Origin of the sequence: Jiangella alkaliphila (genome assembly GCF_900105925.1) — a bacterium.
Taxonomy (GTDB): domain Bacteria; phylum Actinomycetota; class Actinomycetes; order Jiangellales; family Jiangellaceae; genus Jiangella; species Jiangella alkaliphila.
Genome location: NZ_LT629791.1, coordinates 6,314,035 through 6,330,862 on the forward strand (window position 1 = coordinate 6,314,035; position 16,828 = coordinate 6,330,862).

Below are 16,828 nucleotides of genomic sequence, written 5' to 3' on the forward strand. Positions count from 1 at the left end.
CCATGTCGCGCTCCCGTCAATCCGCGAACGTGACGGTCTCGAGCCGGTTGATCGCGTTGATGCTGGGCATCGGCGTCCACGACTCGATGTCGTCGCTCGCCGCGAACAGCATGTCGCCGGTCATCAGCGTCAGCGCGATCTCGTTCTCCCGCAGCGCCGCGCTGACGCCGCGGTAGACGGCCGACCTGGCGGCCTCGTCCGGCTCGGCGGTGATCGCCTCGTACGCCTCGGTGATCAGCGGGTGGGTGATGATGGCGAACGGCCCGAGGCCCTTGACGTAGCGGACCATCTCCGGGTTGGGCCCGGTCAGGCGGACGTAGGCCAGGCCCTGCGTCGCGTACTCCATCTCCAGGTCGCGCTGCAGGCCCTCCTCGGTCGGCTTGCGGGTGACGTTGATGCCGATCTCCTCCCACATGCCGGCGATCGCCTCGGTCATCGCGGCGGTGTCGATGTCGACGCTGTAGATCGGCATGGTGACCTCGAAGCCGTCCGGGTAGCCGCCCTCGGCGAGCTTCCGCCGGGCCAGGTCCGGGTCGTACTCGGGGTAGCCCAGCGACTCGTCGGCGAGGCCGGGGTTGCCGGGGAACTGGAACAGCGGCGCCGTCGTCAGCTGCCCGTACCCGGACAGCACCTCCTCGAGGATCAGCTCCCGATCGATGGCCAGGCTCAGCGCCTCGCGAATGGCCAGGCCCTTCTCCGGCTCGTCGGCCTGGATCCACGGGCTGCCGGCGTCCAGCTCCGGCTCGCCCCAGTAGGAGCCGCCGAGCTCGACCCAGGCGTTGGCGATGTCGGGGATCGTCATGATCGCGACGCCCGCCGCCTCGGCCTCGCCGACGAGCGAGCCCGACAGCTGCGCCATCTGGACGGCGCCGGACTGCACCTGCAGCAGCCGCGCGGAGTCGTCCGGCACCTCCTTCATCACCAGCCGCTGCGCCTCGGGCACGGTGCCCCAGTACTCGTCGAACCGCTCGAAGACCAGCTCGTCGCCCGGCGAGGCGCTGACGAACTGCCACGGCCCGGTGCCGATCGGGTGGTCGTCGGCGGCCTCGCCCTCCTGCTCGTAGTACTCGCGCGGGAAGACCGTCATGCCCGGGTTGCAGGAGCACACCAGGCGCAGCAGCTCGGTCACCGGCTCCTGGGCGTGCAGCTCGAAGGTCAGGTCGTCGATCACCCGGAAGCCGGCGATGGTGCCGCCCACCGCGCGGCGGTACTGGTCGGCGTTCGGGTGCAGCGACTCCTCCGAGATCCACTCGCCCCAGGAGAACATCACGTCGTCGGCGGTCACCGTCCCCCAGCCGTCGTGGAACTGCACGTCCGGCCGCAGCGTGAACGTCCACACCAGGCCGTCGGGCGACAGCGTCCACGACTCCGCGAGCTCGGGCACGATCTCGCCGGTGCCGGGGTCGGCCCCGACGAGGTTGTCGCCCAGCATCATCAGGAACTTCTCGTTGTCGCCCTCCGACGTGGCGGGCGCGAAGTCCATCGTCCCCAGCGTCGGGACCGCGACGGTGAGGGTGTCACCGCTGCCGGTGTCGCCACTGGCCGCGCCGCCGCACGCCGTCGCGGCCAGGACCAGCGCACCGGCGCCCGCCACCCGCAGCCGGCGCCCCGTGACGGTGTGGAAGAGCTTCATGAGGTGTCCTCTCAGAGGATCCGAGACTCCTGTAGGGATCGCCGTCGCGGTGCGCGCAGGGCGTAGGTCGCCGCCGGTGGGCGCGGACCGTGCGGGTGCGACTCCGCGGGATCCGCGCGTCGTCGCCGTGCGTGGTGTGGGTCACATCACGCCCAAGTTAAACCAAGGTGACTTGGTGCGCAAGAGACCAGGAGACTTTCTCTTTGCCGCTTCGGGCGGCGCGTCAGCCCGGCTGGGCGACGGGAGCGGGCCAGTTCGCGTGCTCGCCGACCAGGTTGCGGCCGTGTGACGTGTACGCCTTCACCGCGCCGGCGGCCGCGGCGCGGTCGCGCTGCTCCAGAGCCTCGACGATGGCCAGCCGCTCGGGGATCAGCCGGCCGGCGATGCGGTCCCACATCGGCGGGCTGGTCAGTGCCGCACTTCTAGCCAGCGTGAGGTGTGCCTGGACCAGGAACCGGGACATCGCCTGGAGCAGCCGGCTGTGCGAGATGTCGACCAGGTGTGTCAGGAAGCCCTCCAGCGCGACCTCGAACTCGTCGGCGCCGGCGATCGGCTGGGCGAACCGCTCCGCGCGCCGTCGCAGCTCGCCCACCTCGGCGTCGCTGGCCGCGTCGACAGCCAGCCCGACGGCCTGCTCGTACACGACGTCGGTGAGGCTCAGCACGCTGGCGAGGTCGATCTCGTCGAGCTGGACCACCGCCGAGAACGCCTCGGACAGCAGCGTCGCGGAGTCGGCGAAGACATAGGTGCCCGAGCCGTGCCGCACCTCGACCAGGCTCATCGCCTTGAGCGCACGGATCACCTCGCGCACGGTCGGGCCACTGACGTCGTAGAAGGCGGCCAGCTCGCGCTCGGAGGGGAGCTTCGAGCCCTTCGTGACCTCGCCGGAGAGGATCTTCGACCGGAGGTCGCGCAGCACCTCGTCGGCGACGCTCAGTCGTTCACGCTGGAACCCGGCCCGGGGGAAGGTCTCGGTGCTCACGGTCGCGCCTTTCGGTCGAGGTGCCGTGCCCGGCTGTCGCTGGTAGCTTGGTCACCAAGTCTACAGGGGTGTTGTGCCATTTCACGTCGACCTGCCGAGGAGGCCCGCATGCTGGGGCTCGCCGCCGCCCGCACGATCGTCGCTGAGGCGCTCGATCACGCCCGCTCGCTCGACCTGCCGCCGATGACCGTCGCCGTCCTCGACGCCGGCGGGCACCTGGTGACGTTCGTCCGGGAGGACGGCTCCAGCCTCTACCGCGAGGCGATCGCGCGCGGCAAGGCCATGGGCGCGCTCGGCATGGGCACGGGCAGCCGCACGCTCCAGGCCCGCGCCGCCGCCCATCCGGAGTTCATCAACGCGGTCACCGTCCTGGCCGGCGGCGCACTGGTGCCGGTACCCGGCGGCGTCCTGATCCGCTCCGACGACGCCGGCCGGCTCGTCGGCGCCGTCGGGGTCAGCGGCCACCTCCCCGACGCCGACGAGGCCTGCGCGGTCGCCGGTATTGTCGCCGCGGGCTTGAGCGCCGACACCGGCGCCGGCTCGTGACGCCGCGTGTGCGTCGAACTCGCCGTTCGGTGCCTTGGGCCTGGTGGGATCAGCTGACGTCGAAGGCGGGGATCTCGACGACAGCGCCAGCGTTCATCGCCGACTCGTGGGCTGCGAAGCCGGCCGCCGTCCACTGCGCTGCGACCACCGCGTCCAACGCCGGCCGACGGCCGTCGATGATGCTTTGGACGAACTCGTGTACCAGCCGAGGTGAGGCGCCCTGGTAGTTGTGCGGGTGGCGCAGGACAGGCCGGAGCCGGGCAGGGACGGTGTGTGACAGGTCCGGCGGCGTGAACGGCTCGGCGATCACCGTCCGGCCGCGGCCGCCAGGACCAGGTGTTCCCCACGAGTAGAACAGCGGGGTCTCGTCCGTCGTCCTCCCCCAGTCCAGGCCGTGCTTTTCGCCCCAGATCGAGAACGACTCCACCGGGCTGCGCGTCGTCTGGAACATCGAACGGGTGACCTCGATGCTCACGGGGCTGCCGGCCAGTGCGTAGAGCGCGATCTCGAGTGGATATGGATTACCCCAGGTCGCCGCCCGATCGTCCGGTAGCCGGCCGGAGCCGAGGGCGCGCACCGACACGGGCCGGGCGCCGAGGATCGCCAGCAGTGGGGCGAGTGCGTGGATCGAGTACCACATCGGTGGCAGCCCGACCCAGTAGCCGGGCCAGCCTTCCATGTCCTGGTGGTGCTCGCCGCGGGCGAAGGTGACCTCGCCGAAGGTGCCGCTGGTGATCAGGTCACGCAGGTGGATGACGGCATCGCTGTAAGCGCCGGTCTCCATCATCATGTAGTTGAGGCCGGTTTCCTGCTGCGCCCGGACCAGCTCCTCGAGCCCGGTCAGGTCCAGGGCGGGGGTTACCGCGACGGCACAGTGCTTGCCCGCGCGCAGTGTCGCCAACGCTTGCTCGGCGTGCAGGTGCAAGGGCGTGAGCAGGTGGACGGCGTCCACCCGCTCGTCGGCCAGGACGTCGGCGAGATCCGCCTTCCGATCAGTGATCCCGGTCGCGGCGCCGACGCGGTCGAGGGCCTCCGATGACGGGTCGCAGAGCACGACTCTGCCGACGTCCGGGTGGAGCTGGTAGAGCGGCGCCCACAGCGCCCCGAAGTTCAGGCCGACGACGGCGACGGTGAGGTCGCCGCTCATGCCGTCAGCTCAGTCGTCGGAACGCGCCGGAACTGGTCGAGCAGGTCGTCGGCGTAGGCGTTGTTGGCGTCGATCGTTCGTCCGGCGTTGTGCGGCGTGTGGACGACATTGTGCCGTCCGAGCAGCGGATCGCCGGCCGGAAGCGGTTCGATGTCGAACACGTCGGCGGCCAGCGCCAGTTCGTCGGCGAGGACGCGGCGGCGCAGTGCGTCCGCGTCGAGGATCTGCATCCGGGTGACGCACACGACCAGGCAGCCTACGGGGAGGGCGTCGAGCAGGCCGGCGGTGATCAGTCCCTCGGTGGCCGGCAGGTGCGGCACCATCGGCGCGAAGATATCCGCGTCGGCGACGAGTTCCTCGAGCCGCGGCTCGCGACGCGTGCCCGAGCGGTGGAACACCGGGTCGGGCGCAGACCGGCTCCAGCTGGCGACGTCGGCGCCGAGCATGGAGCAGAACGCTGCGTATCGGGTGCCGATGTTCCCCATGCCGACCACGCGGACCCGCTTGCCGGACACGGTGCCCGAGACGAAGGCCGGGTCGTCGCCGAACTGCGCCGCCCGCGTGAACGGGCGTCCGCCGCCCTCGGGCGGAATGTAGCTCCAGGGATCCGGTGAGGTCTGCATGGCCTGGTAGGTCTGCGGGATCCGGCGCAGCCCGGCGATCGTGAGGCCGAGCGCGAACTCCGCCACCGACTGCGCCCAGAAGCCCTCGTTGCGCTGCTGGTAGACGGCGATCCCGCGGGCCCGCAGCCGCTGGAGCGTCTCGTCCGGCGGCGGCTCGGCGAACCCGGCCTCGCTCAGGCCGGGCCAGCGGGCAAGCGCGCCGTCGTCGAGCGCGAGGTCGCGGCCGAAGGCCAGCACGAGCAGCCGCGTCGTGCTCGACGGCAGGTCTAGCATCGCAAGCGGGCGGTCGTCGCCCGGCGCGAGCCGCAGGAGCCGCGTCCGGCCGGCGCCCCACCGCCTCATCGCATGCTCAGCGGTGAAGGACCAGTGCCGCTCGAACGGCTCGTCGACGACGATGACGTCGGTCATGATGGTGAGTTCTCCTCTGTGACGATGTGATGAAGCGGGTGGCTGACGAGCGGCTGGCCGGCGGCGGCTCCGCGTCTCACGAAGAGCGACAGCACGAGGGCGATCAAGGCGATGCCCGCCGCCACCCACATGCTGGCCCGGATGCCCGCCGCGTCGCCCTGGTGCGCGCCGGCGGCGGAGCCGGCGTAGACCGTCATGACGGTGACCAGGAACGCGTTCCCCGCCGCGCCGGCGACCTGCTGAAAGGTCGAGACGAACGCGATGCCGTGCGGATAGAGCTGCGGCTCCAGCGGATTCGTGCCGTTGGTGAGGGCGGGGGTGGCGATCAGGCCCATGCCCAGGCCCACGATCAGCGCGTACTGGACGGCGAGCAGCCACACCGGGCCCTGTGAGATCGACAACCCGAAGGTGAACGTGGCGAGCGTGAGGATCGCCGCACCAGGGGTCATCAGCCACCTCGGCCCGTAGCGGTCGCAGAGCCTGCCGGAGACCCGTCCGACCACGCCCGACAGCACGCCGCCACCGAGCATCACCAGGCCGGTCGTCATGGGGTCGAGGCCACGCACGTTCTGCAGGAACAGGGGGGTCAGCAGTACGACGCCGAAGTTCACCATCATGGCGAGCAGGAGCACGCCGATGCTCCACCGGTAGCTGGCGTACCCGAGCACCCGCAGATCCAGGAGCGGGTTCCGGGAGTCCTGCAGCCGGACCTGCCTGGCGAAGAACCCGGCCAGGCAGACGACGCCGATCCCGAGCGCCAGCAGGCCCTGGGCCGGTACCCCGCTCTCGCCGGACTCCGCCAGCCTGTTCAGTCCGAGGACGAGGCAGCCGAACCCGGGGATCGAGAGGGCCACCGAGACGACGTCCAGACGCCGGTGTTGTGCCTGATCGGCCCCGGCCAGCCGGATCAGGCCGAGGACGAGGGCCGCGACGGTGACCGGCAGTACGAGCAGGAACATCGAGCGCCACGACACGAACTGGAGCAGCAGGCCCGACACGACGGGGCCGAGCGCCGGCGCCACCGCCATGACGATCGCCACGGTGCCGAGCTGCCGGCCGCGCTGCCCGGGCGTTGCCGTCCTGAGCACCGTCGACATCAGCAGCGGACCCATCATCGACGCGCCGGCCGCCTGGACGACCCGTGCCACGAGCAGTAACGGGAAGCCCGGCGCGACGGCGGCCAGCAGGGTGCCGAGCGTGAACACCCCCAGCGCGCCGCCGAAGACGGCCTGAGCAGACCACCGCTGGAGCACGAAGCCGCTCGTCGGAATCAACACGGCCATGGTCAGCATGTAGGCCGTCGTCAGCCACTGACCAGCGCTGGCGCTGATCGCGAGATCGACCATGACGTGCGGCAGCGCCACCACCATGATGGTCTCGTTGAGCACCACGATCACGGTCGACACGAGGAGGGTGGCGATGATCCCTGGACGCATCGCCCGGCCTAGGCCGTCCGGTCAGGTGCGGTGACACCGCCGGACGGCATCACTGCTCACCGTTGACCATCGCCGCGGTCTGCTCGGCGAACGTCTTGGCGTCCACGCCGTCGCGCAACAGCGCGTCCATCGTCTGGGGCAGGCCGACGTTGCGGTCCGGGTAGTCCCGCAGGAACGTGGGGTGGAAGGCGTTGGCCGCGATGTCGTTGAACCAGCTGCCGTGCTCGGGCAGGCCGCCCTCCGTCACGACCTCGCTGATCCCGCTGAGCGCAGGGACGGCGTTGCCGCCGTCGGACAGGCGGAAGCGGGCGCCGTCCTGGTCGGTGAACGCCGCCACGAACCGCGCAGCGGCGTCGACGTCGCCCGCATCGGTGTTGACGCACATGGCGCCCACCAGGACCGCCACGCTGGAGACATCCGCGCCGGTGACCGAGGGCAGCGGCGCGATGTCGTACCCGAACGACAGCTGCTCGAGGTTCGGCAGGATCCACCGGCCGTACTGGATGGTGGCGAGCTGGCCGGAGTAGAACAGGGCATCGACGCCCTGGCCCTCCGGGAGGCTGCCCGCGAAGACCGCGGTGCCCTCCTTCGTCTGGTCGAAGAGCCACTCCAGTGCGTCGAGCGCGGTGGGATCCTCGTGGAAGACGGCCCGGCCGGTGTCGTCGAACGTCGCGCCGCCGAAAGTGCTGATCCAGCTGAAGATCGACCACCAGGTCGCCTCGTAGATCAGGCCAGTGATGCCGGCGTCCTTGAGCTGCCCGAGCATGGTGGTGAGCGCGGCGCGGTCCCAGCTCCCGGCCTCCTGCAACTGCGCCGGGTCGGTGGTGATGCCGGCCTCGGCCAGGAGGTCCTTGTTGAACCAGAACGCCATGGGGTTGGCGTCGATGGGAACGCCGTAGAACGAGCCGTCCGGCGCCTGGCAGAAGCTCGCGAGGGCCGGGTAGTAGTCGTCGAAGGCGAACGCAACGCCGGAGTCACCGGCCAGCTCGCTGAGGTTCACCGTGAGCTCGGACTGGATCGCCTGGCCCATGATGGAGTCGTCGGCCCAGAACGCGTCCGGCGCCTGCCCGCCGACCAGCTGGGTGCGGACCTTCTGCACGTAGTCGCCGGTGACCAACTGGTAGTCCAGCTGCACGCCGGTCTCGTCAGAGTAGTGCTCGTTGAACTGCTCCAGCCGCTCCACCTCGCCCGGGTTGCCCCAGCTGGCCCACGAGATGGTCCCCGCCGACCCGGACCGGGTACCGCCGGCGCCGCACCCCGCGAGCAACACTCCAGCCGCGCCGAGCGCACCGGCCAGCACGGTCCGGCGTGAGACCAGGCTCGGTCGGGCCATCAGCTCAGACATGTCTTCCTCCTCGAAGATCGATCCTGGTCTCATCGGTGCCGCACCCGTTCACCACAGGTCCCGCGGGCCGGCGGTGCCGGGCCGGACCGCCTCGAGCGAGCCACGGCGGACGGCCTCGGCCACGTCGGCGGTCAGCTCGGCGAGCGTCCCGATGGACGACTCGGCATAGCCGAAGACGGCGCTGCTGACTCGGTCATCGAGGGGAGCGCTCCAGCGCTCGTCGATCGACGCCGCGAGAATGCCCGCGATCGAGCCGGCCGTGGCACCGTTGGAGTCGGTGTCCAGGCCGGCGGACACCGTCAGCCCGATAGTCCGGTCGAAGTCACCGTCGCCGTACAGCAGGCCGGCGGTGAGCACGGCGGCGTTCGGCAGCATGTGCACCCAGCTCAGATCGCCGGTCTCGGCTCGGATCCGGTCGAGGGTCTCGTCCCAGCCGAGGCCCGCCGCCCACCAGTCGCGGACCCGGCCGACCGTCTCGTACAGCCGCGATCGCTCCGGCACCACCTGCAGCGCCCGGTCCAGGGTCTCCTCGGCCGACCCCGCCGCGAACGCTGCGGCGACGAGCGCGGCGCACCACATCTCTCCATACACGCCGTTCGCCGTGTGCGACAGCACCGCGTCGCGATACGCCAACTCGGCCGCTCGACCCGGGTCGCCCGGATTCACGTAGCCGAACACGTCGGCACGGATGGCGGCGCCGACGAACTCGCGGTAGGGGTTGCGCCACAGCGCCGCCCGGCGCGGCTCGTGACCCCGCACAAGGTTGCGCAGCGCCGCCCGCTCGGCCGTATAGGTCTGCAGGAACGGCATCATCGACAGCCAGGCGGCCGCGACGTCCTCGGTGCCGAAGCCCGCACCCAGGGTGCTCAGGACATGCAGGTTGAGGATGGTGTAGTCGACGTCGTCGTCGCGGGCCGATCCGTCGATCTGTCCCCGGGTCGTCTCGACCCAGCACGCGTTGTACTCGCGCTGGTCGTCGTGCTCGGGCAGCGGGGCCGGGAAGTAGTCGAGCAGCGGCCAGGCCGCGTACGCGTCGAGCAGCCGCCGGATGTCGTCGCGCGGCCAGCCCTCGACCGGCTTGCCCAGCATGTTGCCGGCGATGCGCCCGGTCCATGCACGCGTCAGAGTGGCGCGCCACTCGTCCCCCAGCTCGACGGCCGTCCCGGCGACCGGCCAGCGCGCCGCCTCGATGATCTCCGCGAGCTCCTCGGGCTCGTCGTAGGCCCAGCCGGCGCGGCGGCCTGCCCGCTCGAGCTCGTCGAGCAGCGCCTCGGCCTCGTCTCGGCCGAACGCGTCGACCCCGCCGCCGCGGGCCACCCGCTGCGCGATGTCGCCGACGTCGTAGCCGCTCTCCTCGCGCTGCGCGAGCTCCGCACGGAGCAGATGACGGGGGTTGAGCGCACCGTGCATCAGGTCGCCTGCCTTCTCTCGAGAACGGAGCCGTATGAGGGGCGCGCGGACCGCGCAGCGAACCCTTGGAAGGAAGTATCAACACGCGTTGTTGGAAAGTCAACACGCGTTGCACGCCGATCGCGGCCTCCGACGGAAAGGCGACGGCGCGCTTTGTACCGTGCCGGCGGGACGGCAGATGCCGGCGCAACCGCCAGCCGCCGGGAGAGGTCCCAGGCACCCGGCCGCATGATCGCCGCGTCAGAAGCCCGAGCGGGCTTCCGGGTGGGACGTCAGCTCATCATCCCGCCGTGCCAGGAGATGGCCGGCACGCACCCGCAGCTCTCCCCGATCAACATGTTGCCGCGCAGCGCCACGCGGATCGGGGCGGCCGGCTGCCCGTCCGAGTCGTCACGGGCGTCGCCGAGAAGGAGACTCACCGCGGTCCGGACGATCTCCTGGAGCGGCCGGCGCATGGTCGTCAGGCGGGGGTTGCTGAAGAGTCCGTACCGCACTCCGTCGAAGGAGACGATCGCGAGGTCATCCGGTATCCGGATGCCGAGCTCGTGGCAGGCACGCAACGCCCCGAGAGCCTGGACGTCGCTGTTGACGAAGACCGCCGTGGGCTTCTGCCGCCGGCGTGAGCTGCGGTAGGACTCGTCGGACAGGAGGATCCGCAGCGCCATCGATCCGCCCTGCTCGCTCACGTCGGAGTAGGCGACCAGCTCGCGGTCCGCCGGCAGCCCGGCCATCTCCTGCCGCGCCCGCCACGCGTCGACGCGGAGGGCGCAGTCGCGCCAGACCGCGGGGCCGGCGATGCAGCCGATCACCTCGTGGCCGTGCATCTGAAGATGGTCGACGGCGCGGCCGGCGTCGTAAAAGTCGTCGGTGAAGACCGACGGGGTGTCCAGACCCGGCACGTCGTCGAGCACGACCCGCGGGATGCTCCATTCCTGCAGGTCGAGCGATGACGGGACGGCACCCGACGCGACGATGACACCCGCCATGCGGCGATCGTCGAACGAGCGCAGCTGCACTTCGTCGCGCCCGGCGTTGAACGTGCTGATGGCCATCGAGAGCAGATAGCCGTGCCGGACCAGCTCGGTCTCGATGACCTGCGCCATCTCGGCGTAGAACGGGTTCAGCGGGCCGGGAATGAGCAGCCCGACGGACGAGCTGCGGCCGTCGCGGAAGGCGTTGGCCAGGGCGTTGGGACGATACCCGAGCGCATCGATGGCGGCTTCGACCCGGGCCCGCGCGGAGGCCGAGACGGGCCGCGGGCCTCCGTTGGTGACATAGCTGACGACCGATGGCGACACGCCGGCCATGCGGGCGACGTCCAACCGGGTGATCTTCATGCTCCGCCCGTCATGCTGCGGGTCCCTCCCTGGCGACCGGGGCCGCGACAACTCCACCACGCTCCCCGCAGATTAGCCCGCAGACGCTCGAGGAGTGGTCGCCGCAAGTTGACGGACCTCCTCGCGCAGCGGGTACGAGGCCTGTGCGCCGACCCGGGTGACGGCCAGCGCTCCGACCTCGACGCCGACGCGGACTGCGTTCTCGAGGCTGCTGCCCTCGGTGAACATCGCCGCGACAGCGCCGATGAAGGCGTCGCCGGCCCCGGTCGTGTCGACGACGTTCGCCACCGGGAGCGCCGGGACCACACCGCTGGCTTCGGCGGACGCCCAACTGGCGCCCGCTGCGCCCAACGTGATGACCGCCGACCGCGCGCGCCGCGCGATGTCCTCGGCCGCCCGCTGGGCCAGCGCCGGCCCGTCGATGACGTAGCCGGTCAGGAACGCCGCCTCGACCTCGTTGACGACGAGCGGGTCGGCACGGCCGATGGTCTCGGCGTCGAGCTCGACGAACGGTGCGAGGTTGAGAACGGGCCGCGCGCCCACGGCCGACGCGGCAAGCACGGTCGCCTCGATGCACTCGACCGGGATCTCGGCCTGCACGACGACGATGCTCTCGTCGGCGGCCAGGCGCTGGACCGCCCGCGTGATGCGCGCCGGCGCCAGCGTGAAGTTCGCACCCGGCACGACCGTGACCGTGTTCTCACCCCCGGGCAGCACCGAGACGATCGCCATGCCGGTCCGCTCGCTCGTCGTGATCTCGATCTCGCTGGTGTCTATTCCCTCCGAGCGCAGGTCACGGATGATGAGGGCGCCGTCGGCGTCGTCGCCGACGGCGCCGACGAGGCTGACCGGCACGCCGAGGCGGGCGCATGCCACGGCCTGGTTGGCGCCCTTCCCGCCCGGGAACTTCTGGAACGACTCGGCGAGACGGGTCTCGCCGGGCGCTGGAAGGGCGTCGATGGACATGACGTAGTCCTGGTTCGCCGAACCGACGACGATCACACTGCTCGCCACAGGGACTCCCTTGGTTCTGAACTCGTTCGCGGAGAGATCATACTCTCAACGCGAGTTGACACCTGTGCAATACGGGTTGACATCGGAGGAAGCGAGCAGGGTCCTATCGGAGGTCGACCGGCACGACGGTCAGCTTGTAGTGCTCGGCCGGCTTCCTGAAGTCGCCCGCCGTGAGCACGTACACCCGGCCTGCGGACTGCCAGCGCGGCAGGATCGCCGGGACGTAGTAGCCGGCCGGGAAGAACGCGTGCGCACCCACCTGCACCCAGGGACCCCATGGCGTCGGCGCCTCCCAGAAGTCCCAGACCGTCTCGTCGGTCACACCCGTCGACTCGGGCCAGTCCACCTTGCCGCTCCCGGCCGGGTAGTGCCAGCGGATAGTCACGTAGCGACCGCGGTGGGGAAGGTAACTGACGCCCGACCGGCCGAGCCGGCCGCGGCGTTCGAGGATGTGCCGTGCACGAGCGGGGTCGTGACCCCAGCTCGTGTCGACACTGCCGTCGTCACCTTCCAGGAACTCCCAGTCGGAGCCGTCGAGCCGGGCCAGCCTGTCCCGGGCGACGCGGCCCAAAACCAGGTAGTCGCCGTTGTCCCAGAACCCGTTGTTCGAGACGGCGTAGACGTATCGGTCGGCTCCGTGCGGTCGCTCGGTGCCCTCGCCGTAGTCGATGAAGTAGGGCGAGGCGAAGGACGTGCCCGGGAACATCGGGTGCGCAAGCGCCTGTTCGGCGTTCGGCGACCAGGTGTGACCTCCGTCGGCTGAGACGATGATGCTGGTGTTCTGTTGCGTCTCGCGGTGGTGCGGGTCGCCCGCCATCTCGCCATAACCGTTGCGGGTGAGTGCCCAGTACAGCCGGCCGTCGGCGTAGGTGCAGCCGCTCGACTTCCAGGTGAGCCGATCGTTGAGCTGCTGCGCCGGCAGCCGCCCGTTGGCCTTGAAGTACTGCGCATCGCGAATGGTCTGCTGGTCGAGTGCGTAGAACTCCGGCATGGTCGTGATCGTCGTGCCGGCCAGCGTGTATGGGTCGTCGCCGGTGAGCGTGTTGAAGACCACTGTCGAGCCGGCGACACCGAGCGCCTCGGCTTCGCGCAGGTAGCCCTTGAGCGTCTCGTCGGGGTCGTAGACGGCGTCGTCGGCCTGCTTCAGCCGCTCCCCCTCCTCCCCCGGCAGACCCAGCGCCTCGGCGACCCGCTGCCAGAGCCTGAAGCCGCCTGAGTCGTTCGACGGCAGGTAGAGGGTGCCGTCGTCGCCGAGCGCCGCGATCCAGTTGTCGCCGGAGTTGTCGCTGTACACGAACGGTTCGCCGACCGCCACGCCCCTGATCGGATCGGACCGCGCAGATCTCGTCATGGCTCCTCGTCATTCCGCTAGGTGGCTAGGACCGGCCGTGCAATATGTGTTGACAGCTTGCGCAACCCGTGTTGAACTGTCGCCAGCATCTCGTGAAGCGACGCGAATGGCAACTCTCGGGCGCCATCGATCGACCGGCGCGTGAGGACATCCGCAGCTCGATGACGAAGGAGGGGGCACACGATGCGCACCTCCTCGCCATCGTCCGGGAAGGGCGCCGAGCGCTCCTGGCGCGGGATTCCCAGCAATGTCGTGCATGGCTCGGTCCGCAGGCCGGGTCCGGGGACGAGCACCGCGCGGTGGCACCGCGGGCGCTGGTCCTCCCGAACCTGACGCACGGCCACCGAACCGCGGGACGGCCCTGATGGTCGGGCAGTACATCGACAGCCAAGCAACCACCACAACGAGGTAGGTGTGACATGCCGGACCATGGAGCGGGGATCTCCCGCCGCGGGTTCATCGTCACTGGCGCACTGGGTATGGCCGGGTTGTCTCTGGCCGGCCTGACCGGCTGCGGCCGGGGCGGCGGACAGTCGACCGGATCGCAGAGCGTGAGCTTCGGCACGTTCGTCGGCGCGGCGAACACCGCGGCGTACAACACGTTCCTCGAACAGTTTACCGACAGCACCGGCATCGACGTCGACCTGACGGACGTCACAGGCGACTACGTCACGAAGATGCGCACCCAGCTGATCGGCGGCCGGGCGCCGGACGTCTTCCTGGCCGACGACTCGATCATGGGCCAGGCGATCGAGTCCGGTCTCGCGACCAACTTCAGTTCCTGGTGGCGGGACAACACGTCCACGATCCCGCTCGACCGGTTCTATCCGGCGCTGTCGGCGTTCTGCCAGGACGGCAGCGGCGACTTCTACGGCGTCCCGCAGGACTCGAACCCGGTCTCGTTCTGGTTCAACCAGGACCTGCTCGATCAGGCCGGGGTCGACACCAATCCGGCTCAGCTGCAGGAGTCGGGCGACTGGACCATGGAGTCGGCCACCGAGATCCTCACGAAGCTGAAGAGCACGCAGAAGACGCCGATGGCCATCGAGACCCAGTGGTGGTACTGGACGAGCTGGGTCACCGCTCTGGGCGGGCAGGCGTTCGACGAGAGCGGCCGCTGCGTCTGGGACACCGATCCCGACGCTCTCGCCGCGCTCAGCTGGCTCTTCGACCAGCTGGCCAACGGGAACCTCATCTATGCGGGGACCCTTCCCGAGGGTCAGGCCGTCGACGCGTTGTTCTACAGCGGACAGCTCGCGACGTGCCAGTACGGCCGGTGGATCGCCTCCAACCTCCAACAGGTGCAGAGCTTCAGCTACGACATCGCGCCCTTCCCGTCGAAGTCCGGAGGGGACTTCGCTCCGGTCGGCATCCTGGTCGGTGCGATCTGCGTCAACGCGGAGTCCCCGAACATCGAAGCGGCGAGTGAGCTCGTCGCAGATTTCTGCGGTGTCCGCGGCCAGAAGTACCGAGTGGAACAGGGCGTCGTCGTGCCCACGATCGACGACGAGTCCCTGGTCGCCGCTGTCGCCGAGGCCGAGGTGCCGGCCCACGGGCACTGGTACACCGACATCGCCGCCAATGCCTACCACCCGCTCTACCTGTCACGGAACCCGGAGGGAAGCGCCGCACTCCCGGACACCATCGACAAGCTGATCCGCGACAAGACGGACTACAAGACGTTCGCGGAGCAGACCGCCGCCGTGATCAACGGTGACGCGTGAACGAGCCACGCGGAGCGCTGGACGTGGCGGCGCCACCTGGCGGCGTTCCCGCCTCGCCGGCGCCGACCCACAGTGCTGTCGCCAGGCGGACTCGGCGCAGAGACACCTGGTGGGCCTTCGGCTTCCTGGCGCCGCAACTGGTCGGTCTGGCCGTCTTCGTCCTCGGGCCGATGGTGTTCGCGTTCTACCTGTCCTTCACCAACTGGGACGGGTTCAACGAGCTCTCGATCGCCGGGCTGGACAACTATCGGTTCGTGTTCACCGACCCGCAGCTGCGCGCGTCGGCGCGCAACACTCTGTGGCTGACGGTGCTGCAGGTCCCCGGCCTGCTCCTCTCCGGGCTGGCCGTGGCCTACCTCCTGCAGCGGGCCGGCCGGGTCACCGGTTTCTACCGGCTGCTCTTCTTCGCACCCCAGGTGACGTCGTCGGTGGCGGTGGCGGCGATCTGGCTCTACCTGTTCAATCCGCAGATCTCGCCGGTCAACAGCTTCCTGAGCTCCATCGGCATCACGGCGCCCAACTGGCTGCAGGACCCGCGCACCGTCATTCCCGCGCTGGTGATCGTCGGCGTCTGGCAGGGCCTCGGCTATCAGGTCGTCATCTTCGTGGCCGGATTGTCCAACGTGCCCCGGTCGCTGATCGAGGCGGCGTCGATCGACGGCGCCAACGAATGGCAGAAATTCTGGCGGGTGACCATCCCGATGTTGTCGCCCACGATCCTGTTCCTGTCGATCACGTCGATCATCGCCTCCTTCCAGGTGTTCGACATCGTCTACGTCATGTTCGACACCAATGCCGCCTCGCCGGCGCGCACCATCGTGTACGAGATCGTGCAGATCGCCTTCCAGCAGAACTCGTTCGGCCGCGCCTCCGCCTTGGCCGTCAACCTGTTCGTCTGCCTTCTCCTGCTCACTGGCCTGCAGCTGCTGGCTCAACGTCGATGGGTGTACTACGCCGAATGATGACCACAACGCCTCACGCAGTCGTCCGCGACACCCGATCCCGCGGGCCGGAACCGCTCGTCAAGGGCCGGCACGCCTTCCGCTGGTCCAACGTGCCGCTGCACGCGGTCCTCATCGTCCTCTCGGCCCTGATGGCGGTGCCGTTCGTCTGGATGCTGCTCGCCTCGTTCAAGCCACTTGAGGAGATCTTCCAGGTCCCGCCGTCGCTGCTCCCGCAGAACTGGACCACCCGCAACTACGACACGGCGTTCGCGCAGGTCGACTTCGTCCGCGCCTTCACCAACAGCGTCGTCGTCGCGGTGGCAGTGACCGTCCTGTCGCTGCTCACGTGCGCGATGGCCGCGTACGCGTTCGCCCGGATCCGATTCCGCGGCCGCGGTGTTCTGTTCACGGCGTTCCTCGGCACGATGATGGTGCCGCAGCAGCTCACCATCATCCCGTTGTACGTCATCATGGGTGAACTCGGACTGCTGGACACGCTGTGGTCGCTCATCCTGCCCGCTGGCCTGTTCAACGCCTTCGGCGTCTTCCTGCTGCGGCAGTACGTCAAGAGCATCCCGGTCGAGCTGGAAGAGGCCGCCGCGATCGACGGGGCCGGCCGCATCCGCGTCTTCGCGACCATCGTGCTGCCACTGCTGCGAACGCCCATGGTCGCCCTCGGGATCTTCATTTTCCTCGCGCAGTGGAACTCGTTCTTCTACCCGCTGATCTTCCTCAACTCGTCGGAGAACTTCACCCTCCCGCTGGTGGTCAACCAGTTCAAGGGTGCATTGACGTCGGACTGGGGCGCCCTGATGGCAGGCGTCACCATAGCCGCGGTGCCCATGCTGCTGGTGTTCATGATCGCCCAGCGCCAGATCGTCGAGGGGATCGCTCTGTCGGGATCGAAGACCTGATCTTTCGGTCGTGG

The 16,828-nt window shown here is 69.7% G+C and carries 14 protein-coding genes; 4 read left to right on the top strand and 10 right to left on the bottom strand.

What is annotated here, in order from left to right:
• Positions 1-16 precede the first annotated feature (16 nt).
• A complete protein-coding gene (locus BLV05_RS29160) occupies positions 17-1,633 on the bottom strand; it encodes an ABC transporter substrate-binding protein (RefSeq protein ID WP_046771996.1) in 1,617 nt (538 codons plus the stop codon).
• Between the two features lie 223 nt (positions 1,634-1,856).
• Entirely contained in the window at positions 1,857-2,615 is a 759-nt protein-coding gene (locus BLV05_RS29165) for a FadR/GntR family transcriptional regulator (RefSeq protein WP_052763027.1), read from the bottom strand.
• Positions 2,616-2,723: 108 nt separating this feature from the next.
• Here BLV05_RS29165 and BLV05_RS29170 point away from each other — a divergent pair, with 108 nt between their 5' ends.
• Positions 2,724-3,161, top strand: coding sequence for a GlcG/HbpS family heme-binding protein (locus BLV05_RS29170; protein ID WP_046771995.1), 438 nt, complete (start codon positions 2,724-2,726; stop codon positions 3,159-3,161).
• Positions 3,162-3,210: 49 nt separating this feature from the next.
• On the opposite strand, the gene BLV05_RS29175 is transcribed toward BLV05_RS29170, so the two are convergent.
• The 8 genes from BLV05_RS29175 to BLV05_RS29210 all read right to left on the bottom strand — a co-directional run bounded on the left by BLV05_RS29175 (position 3,211) and on the right by BLV05_RS29210 (position 13,232).
• Positions 3,211-4,308 (bottom strand): Gfo/Idh/MocA family protein, encoded by a 1,098-nt coding sequence (locus tag BLV05_RS29175; protein ID WP_046771994.1) that lies wholly within the window; start codon positions 4,306-4,308, stop codon positions 3,211-3,213.
• Positions 4,305-5,339, bottom strand: coding sequence for an NAD(P)-dependent oxidoreductase (locus BLV05_RS29180; protein ID WP_046771993.1), 1,035 nt, complete (start codon positions 5,337-5,339; stop codon positions 4,305-4,307). The genes BLV05_RS29175 and BLV05_RS29180 overlap by 4 nt, the downstream gene beginning before the upstream one ends.
• Positions 5,336-6,775 carry a DHA2 family efflux MFS transporter permease subunit gene (locus BLV05_RS29185; protein WP_046771992.1) on the bottom strand — a complete coding sequence of 480 codons (1,440 nt, stop codon included), beginning with the start codon at positions 6,773-6,775 and terminating at the stop codon, positions 5,336-5,338. The genes BLV05_RS29180 and BLV05_RS29185 overlap by 4 nt, the downstream gene beginning before the upstream one ends.
• A gap of 49 nt (positions 6,776-6,824) precedes the next feature.
• Entirely contained in the window at positions 6,825-8,120 is a 1,296-nt protein-coding gene (locus BLV05_RS29190) for an ABC transporter substrate-binding protein (RefSeq protein ID WP_046771991.1), read from the bottom strand.
• Positions 8,121-8,168: 48 nt separating this feature from the next.
• On the bottom strand, positions 8,169-9,530 hold the full coding sequence (locus BLV05_RS29195) for an ADP-ribosylglycohydrolase family protein (protein ID WP_063932634.1): 1,362 nt from the start codon (positions 9,528-9,530) through the stop codon (positions 8,169-8,171).
• 272 nt (positions 9,531-9,802) lie between these two features.
• Positions 9,803-10,867 (bottom strand): LacI family DNA-binding transcriptional regulator, encoded by a 1,065-nt coding sequence (locus tag BLV05_RS29200; RefSeq protein ID WP_052763026.1) that lies wholly within the window; start codon positions 10,865-10,867, stop codon positions 9,803-9,805.
• 72 nt (positions 10,868-10,939) lie between these two features.
• Entirely contained in the window at positions 10,940-11,881 is a 942-nt protein-coding gene (locus BLV05_RS29205) for a ribokinase (protein ID WP_197683389.1), read from the bottom strand.
• Between the two features lie 103 nt (positions 11,882-11,984).
• The gene (locus BLV05_RS29210) at positions 11,985-13,232 is read right to left on the bottom strand and encodes a hypothetical protein (protein ID WP_152691034.1); all 1,248 of its coding nucleotides are present in this window, start codon (positions 13,230-13,232) and stop codon (positions 11,985-11,987) included.
• Positions 13,233-13,651: 419 nt separating this feature from the next.
• Here BLV05_RS29210 and BLV05_RS29215 point away from each other — a divergent pair, with 419 nt between their 5' ends.
• The 3 genes from BLV05_RS29215 to BLV05_RS29225 are packed head-to-tail and all read left to right on the top strand — an operon-like array spanning position 13,652 to position 16,814.
• Positions 13,652-14,956, top strand: a complete 1,305-nt coding sequence (locus BLV05_RS29215; protein ID WP_082155718.1) for an ABC transporter substrate-binding protein — start codon at positions 13,652-13,654, stop codon at positions 14,954-14,956.
• Positions 14,953-15,918, top strand: a complete 966-nt coding sequence (locus BLV05_RS29220; RefSeq protein WP_197683390.1) for a carbohydrate ABC transporter permease — start codon at positions 14,953-14,955, stop codon at positions 15,916-15,918. Before BLV05_RS29215 ends, BLV05_RS29220 begins: the two co-directional genes overlap by 4 nt.
• Positions 15,918-16,814: a carbohydrate ABC transporter permease gene (locus tag BLV05_RS29225; RefSeq protein ID WP_082155717.1), complete on the top strand. Its 897-nt coding sequence runs from the start codon at positions 15,918-15,920 to the stop codon at positions 16,812-16,814. The genes BLV05_RS29220 and BLV05_RS29225 overlap by 1 nt, the downstream gene beginning before the upstream one ends.
• Positions 16,815-16,828 lie beyond the last annotated feature (14 nt).

Excerpts from the sequence above, each read along its gene's own strand:
- BLV05_RS29185 (WP_046771992.1), bottom strand. The coding sequence starts at position 6,775 with ATGCGTCCAGGGATCATCGCCACCCTCCTCGTGTCGACCGTGATCGTG.
- BLV05_RS29190 (WP_046771991.1), bottom strand. The coding sequence starts at position 8,120 with ATGTCTGAGCTGATGGCCCGACCGAGCCTGGTCTCACGCCGGACCGTG.
- BLV05_RS29225 (WP_082155717.1), top strand. The coding sequence starts at position 15,918 with ATGACCACAACGCCTCACGCAGTCGTCCGCGACACCCGATCCCGCGGG.
- BLV05_RS29215 (WP_082155718.1), top strand. The coding sequence starts at position 13,652 with ATGCCGGACCATGGAGCGGGGATCTCCCGCCGCGGGTTCATCGTCACT.
- BLV05_RS29160 (WP_046771996.1), bottom strand. The coding sequence starts at position 1,633 with ATGAAGCTCTTCCACACCGTCACGGGGCGCCGGCTGCGGGTGGCGGGC.
- BLV05_RS29170 (WP_046771995.1), top strand. The coding sequence starts at position 2,724 with ATGCTGGGGCTCGCCGCCGCCCGCACGATCGTCGCTGAGGCGCTCGAT.
- BLV05_RS29210 (WP_152691034.1), bottom strand. The coding sequence starts at position 13,232 with ATGACGAGATCTGCGCGGTCCGATCCGATCAGGGGCGTGGCGGTCGGC.
- BLV05_RS29180 (WP_046771993.1), bottom strand. The coding sequence starts at position 5,339 with ATGACCGACGTCATCGTCGTCGACGAGCCGTTCGAGCGGCACTGGTCC.
- BLV05_RS29195 (WP_063932634.1), bottom strand. The coding sequence starts at position 9,530 with ATGCACGGTGCGCTCAACCCCCGTCATCTGCTCCGTGCGGAGCTCGCG.
- BLV05_RS29175 (WP_046771994.1), bottom strand. The coding sequence starts at position 4,308 with ATGAGCGGCGACCTCACCGTCGCCGTCGTCGGCCTGAACTTCGGGGCG.
- BLV05_RS29200 (WP_052763026.1), bottom strand. The coding sequence starts at position 10,867 with ATGAAGATCACCCGGTTGGACGTCGCCCGCATGGCCGGCGTGTCGCCA.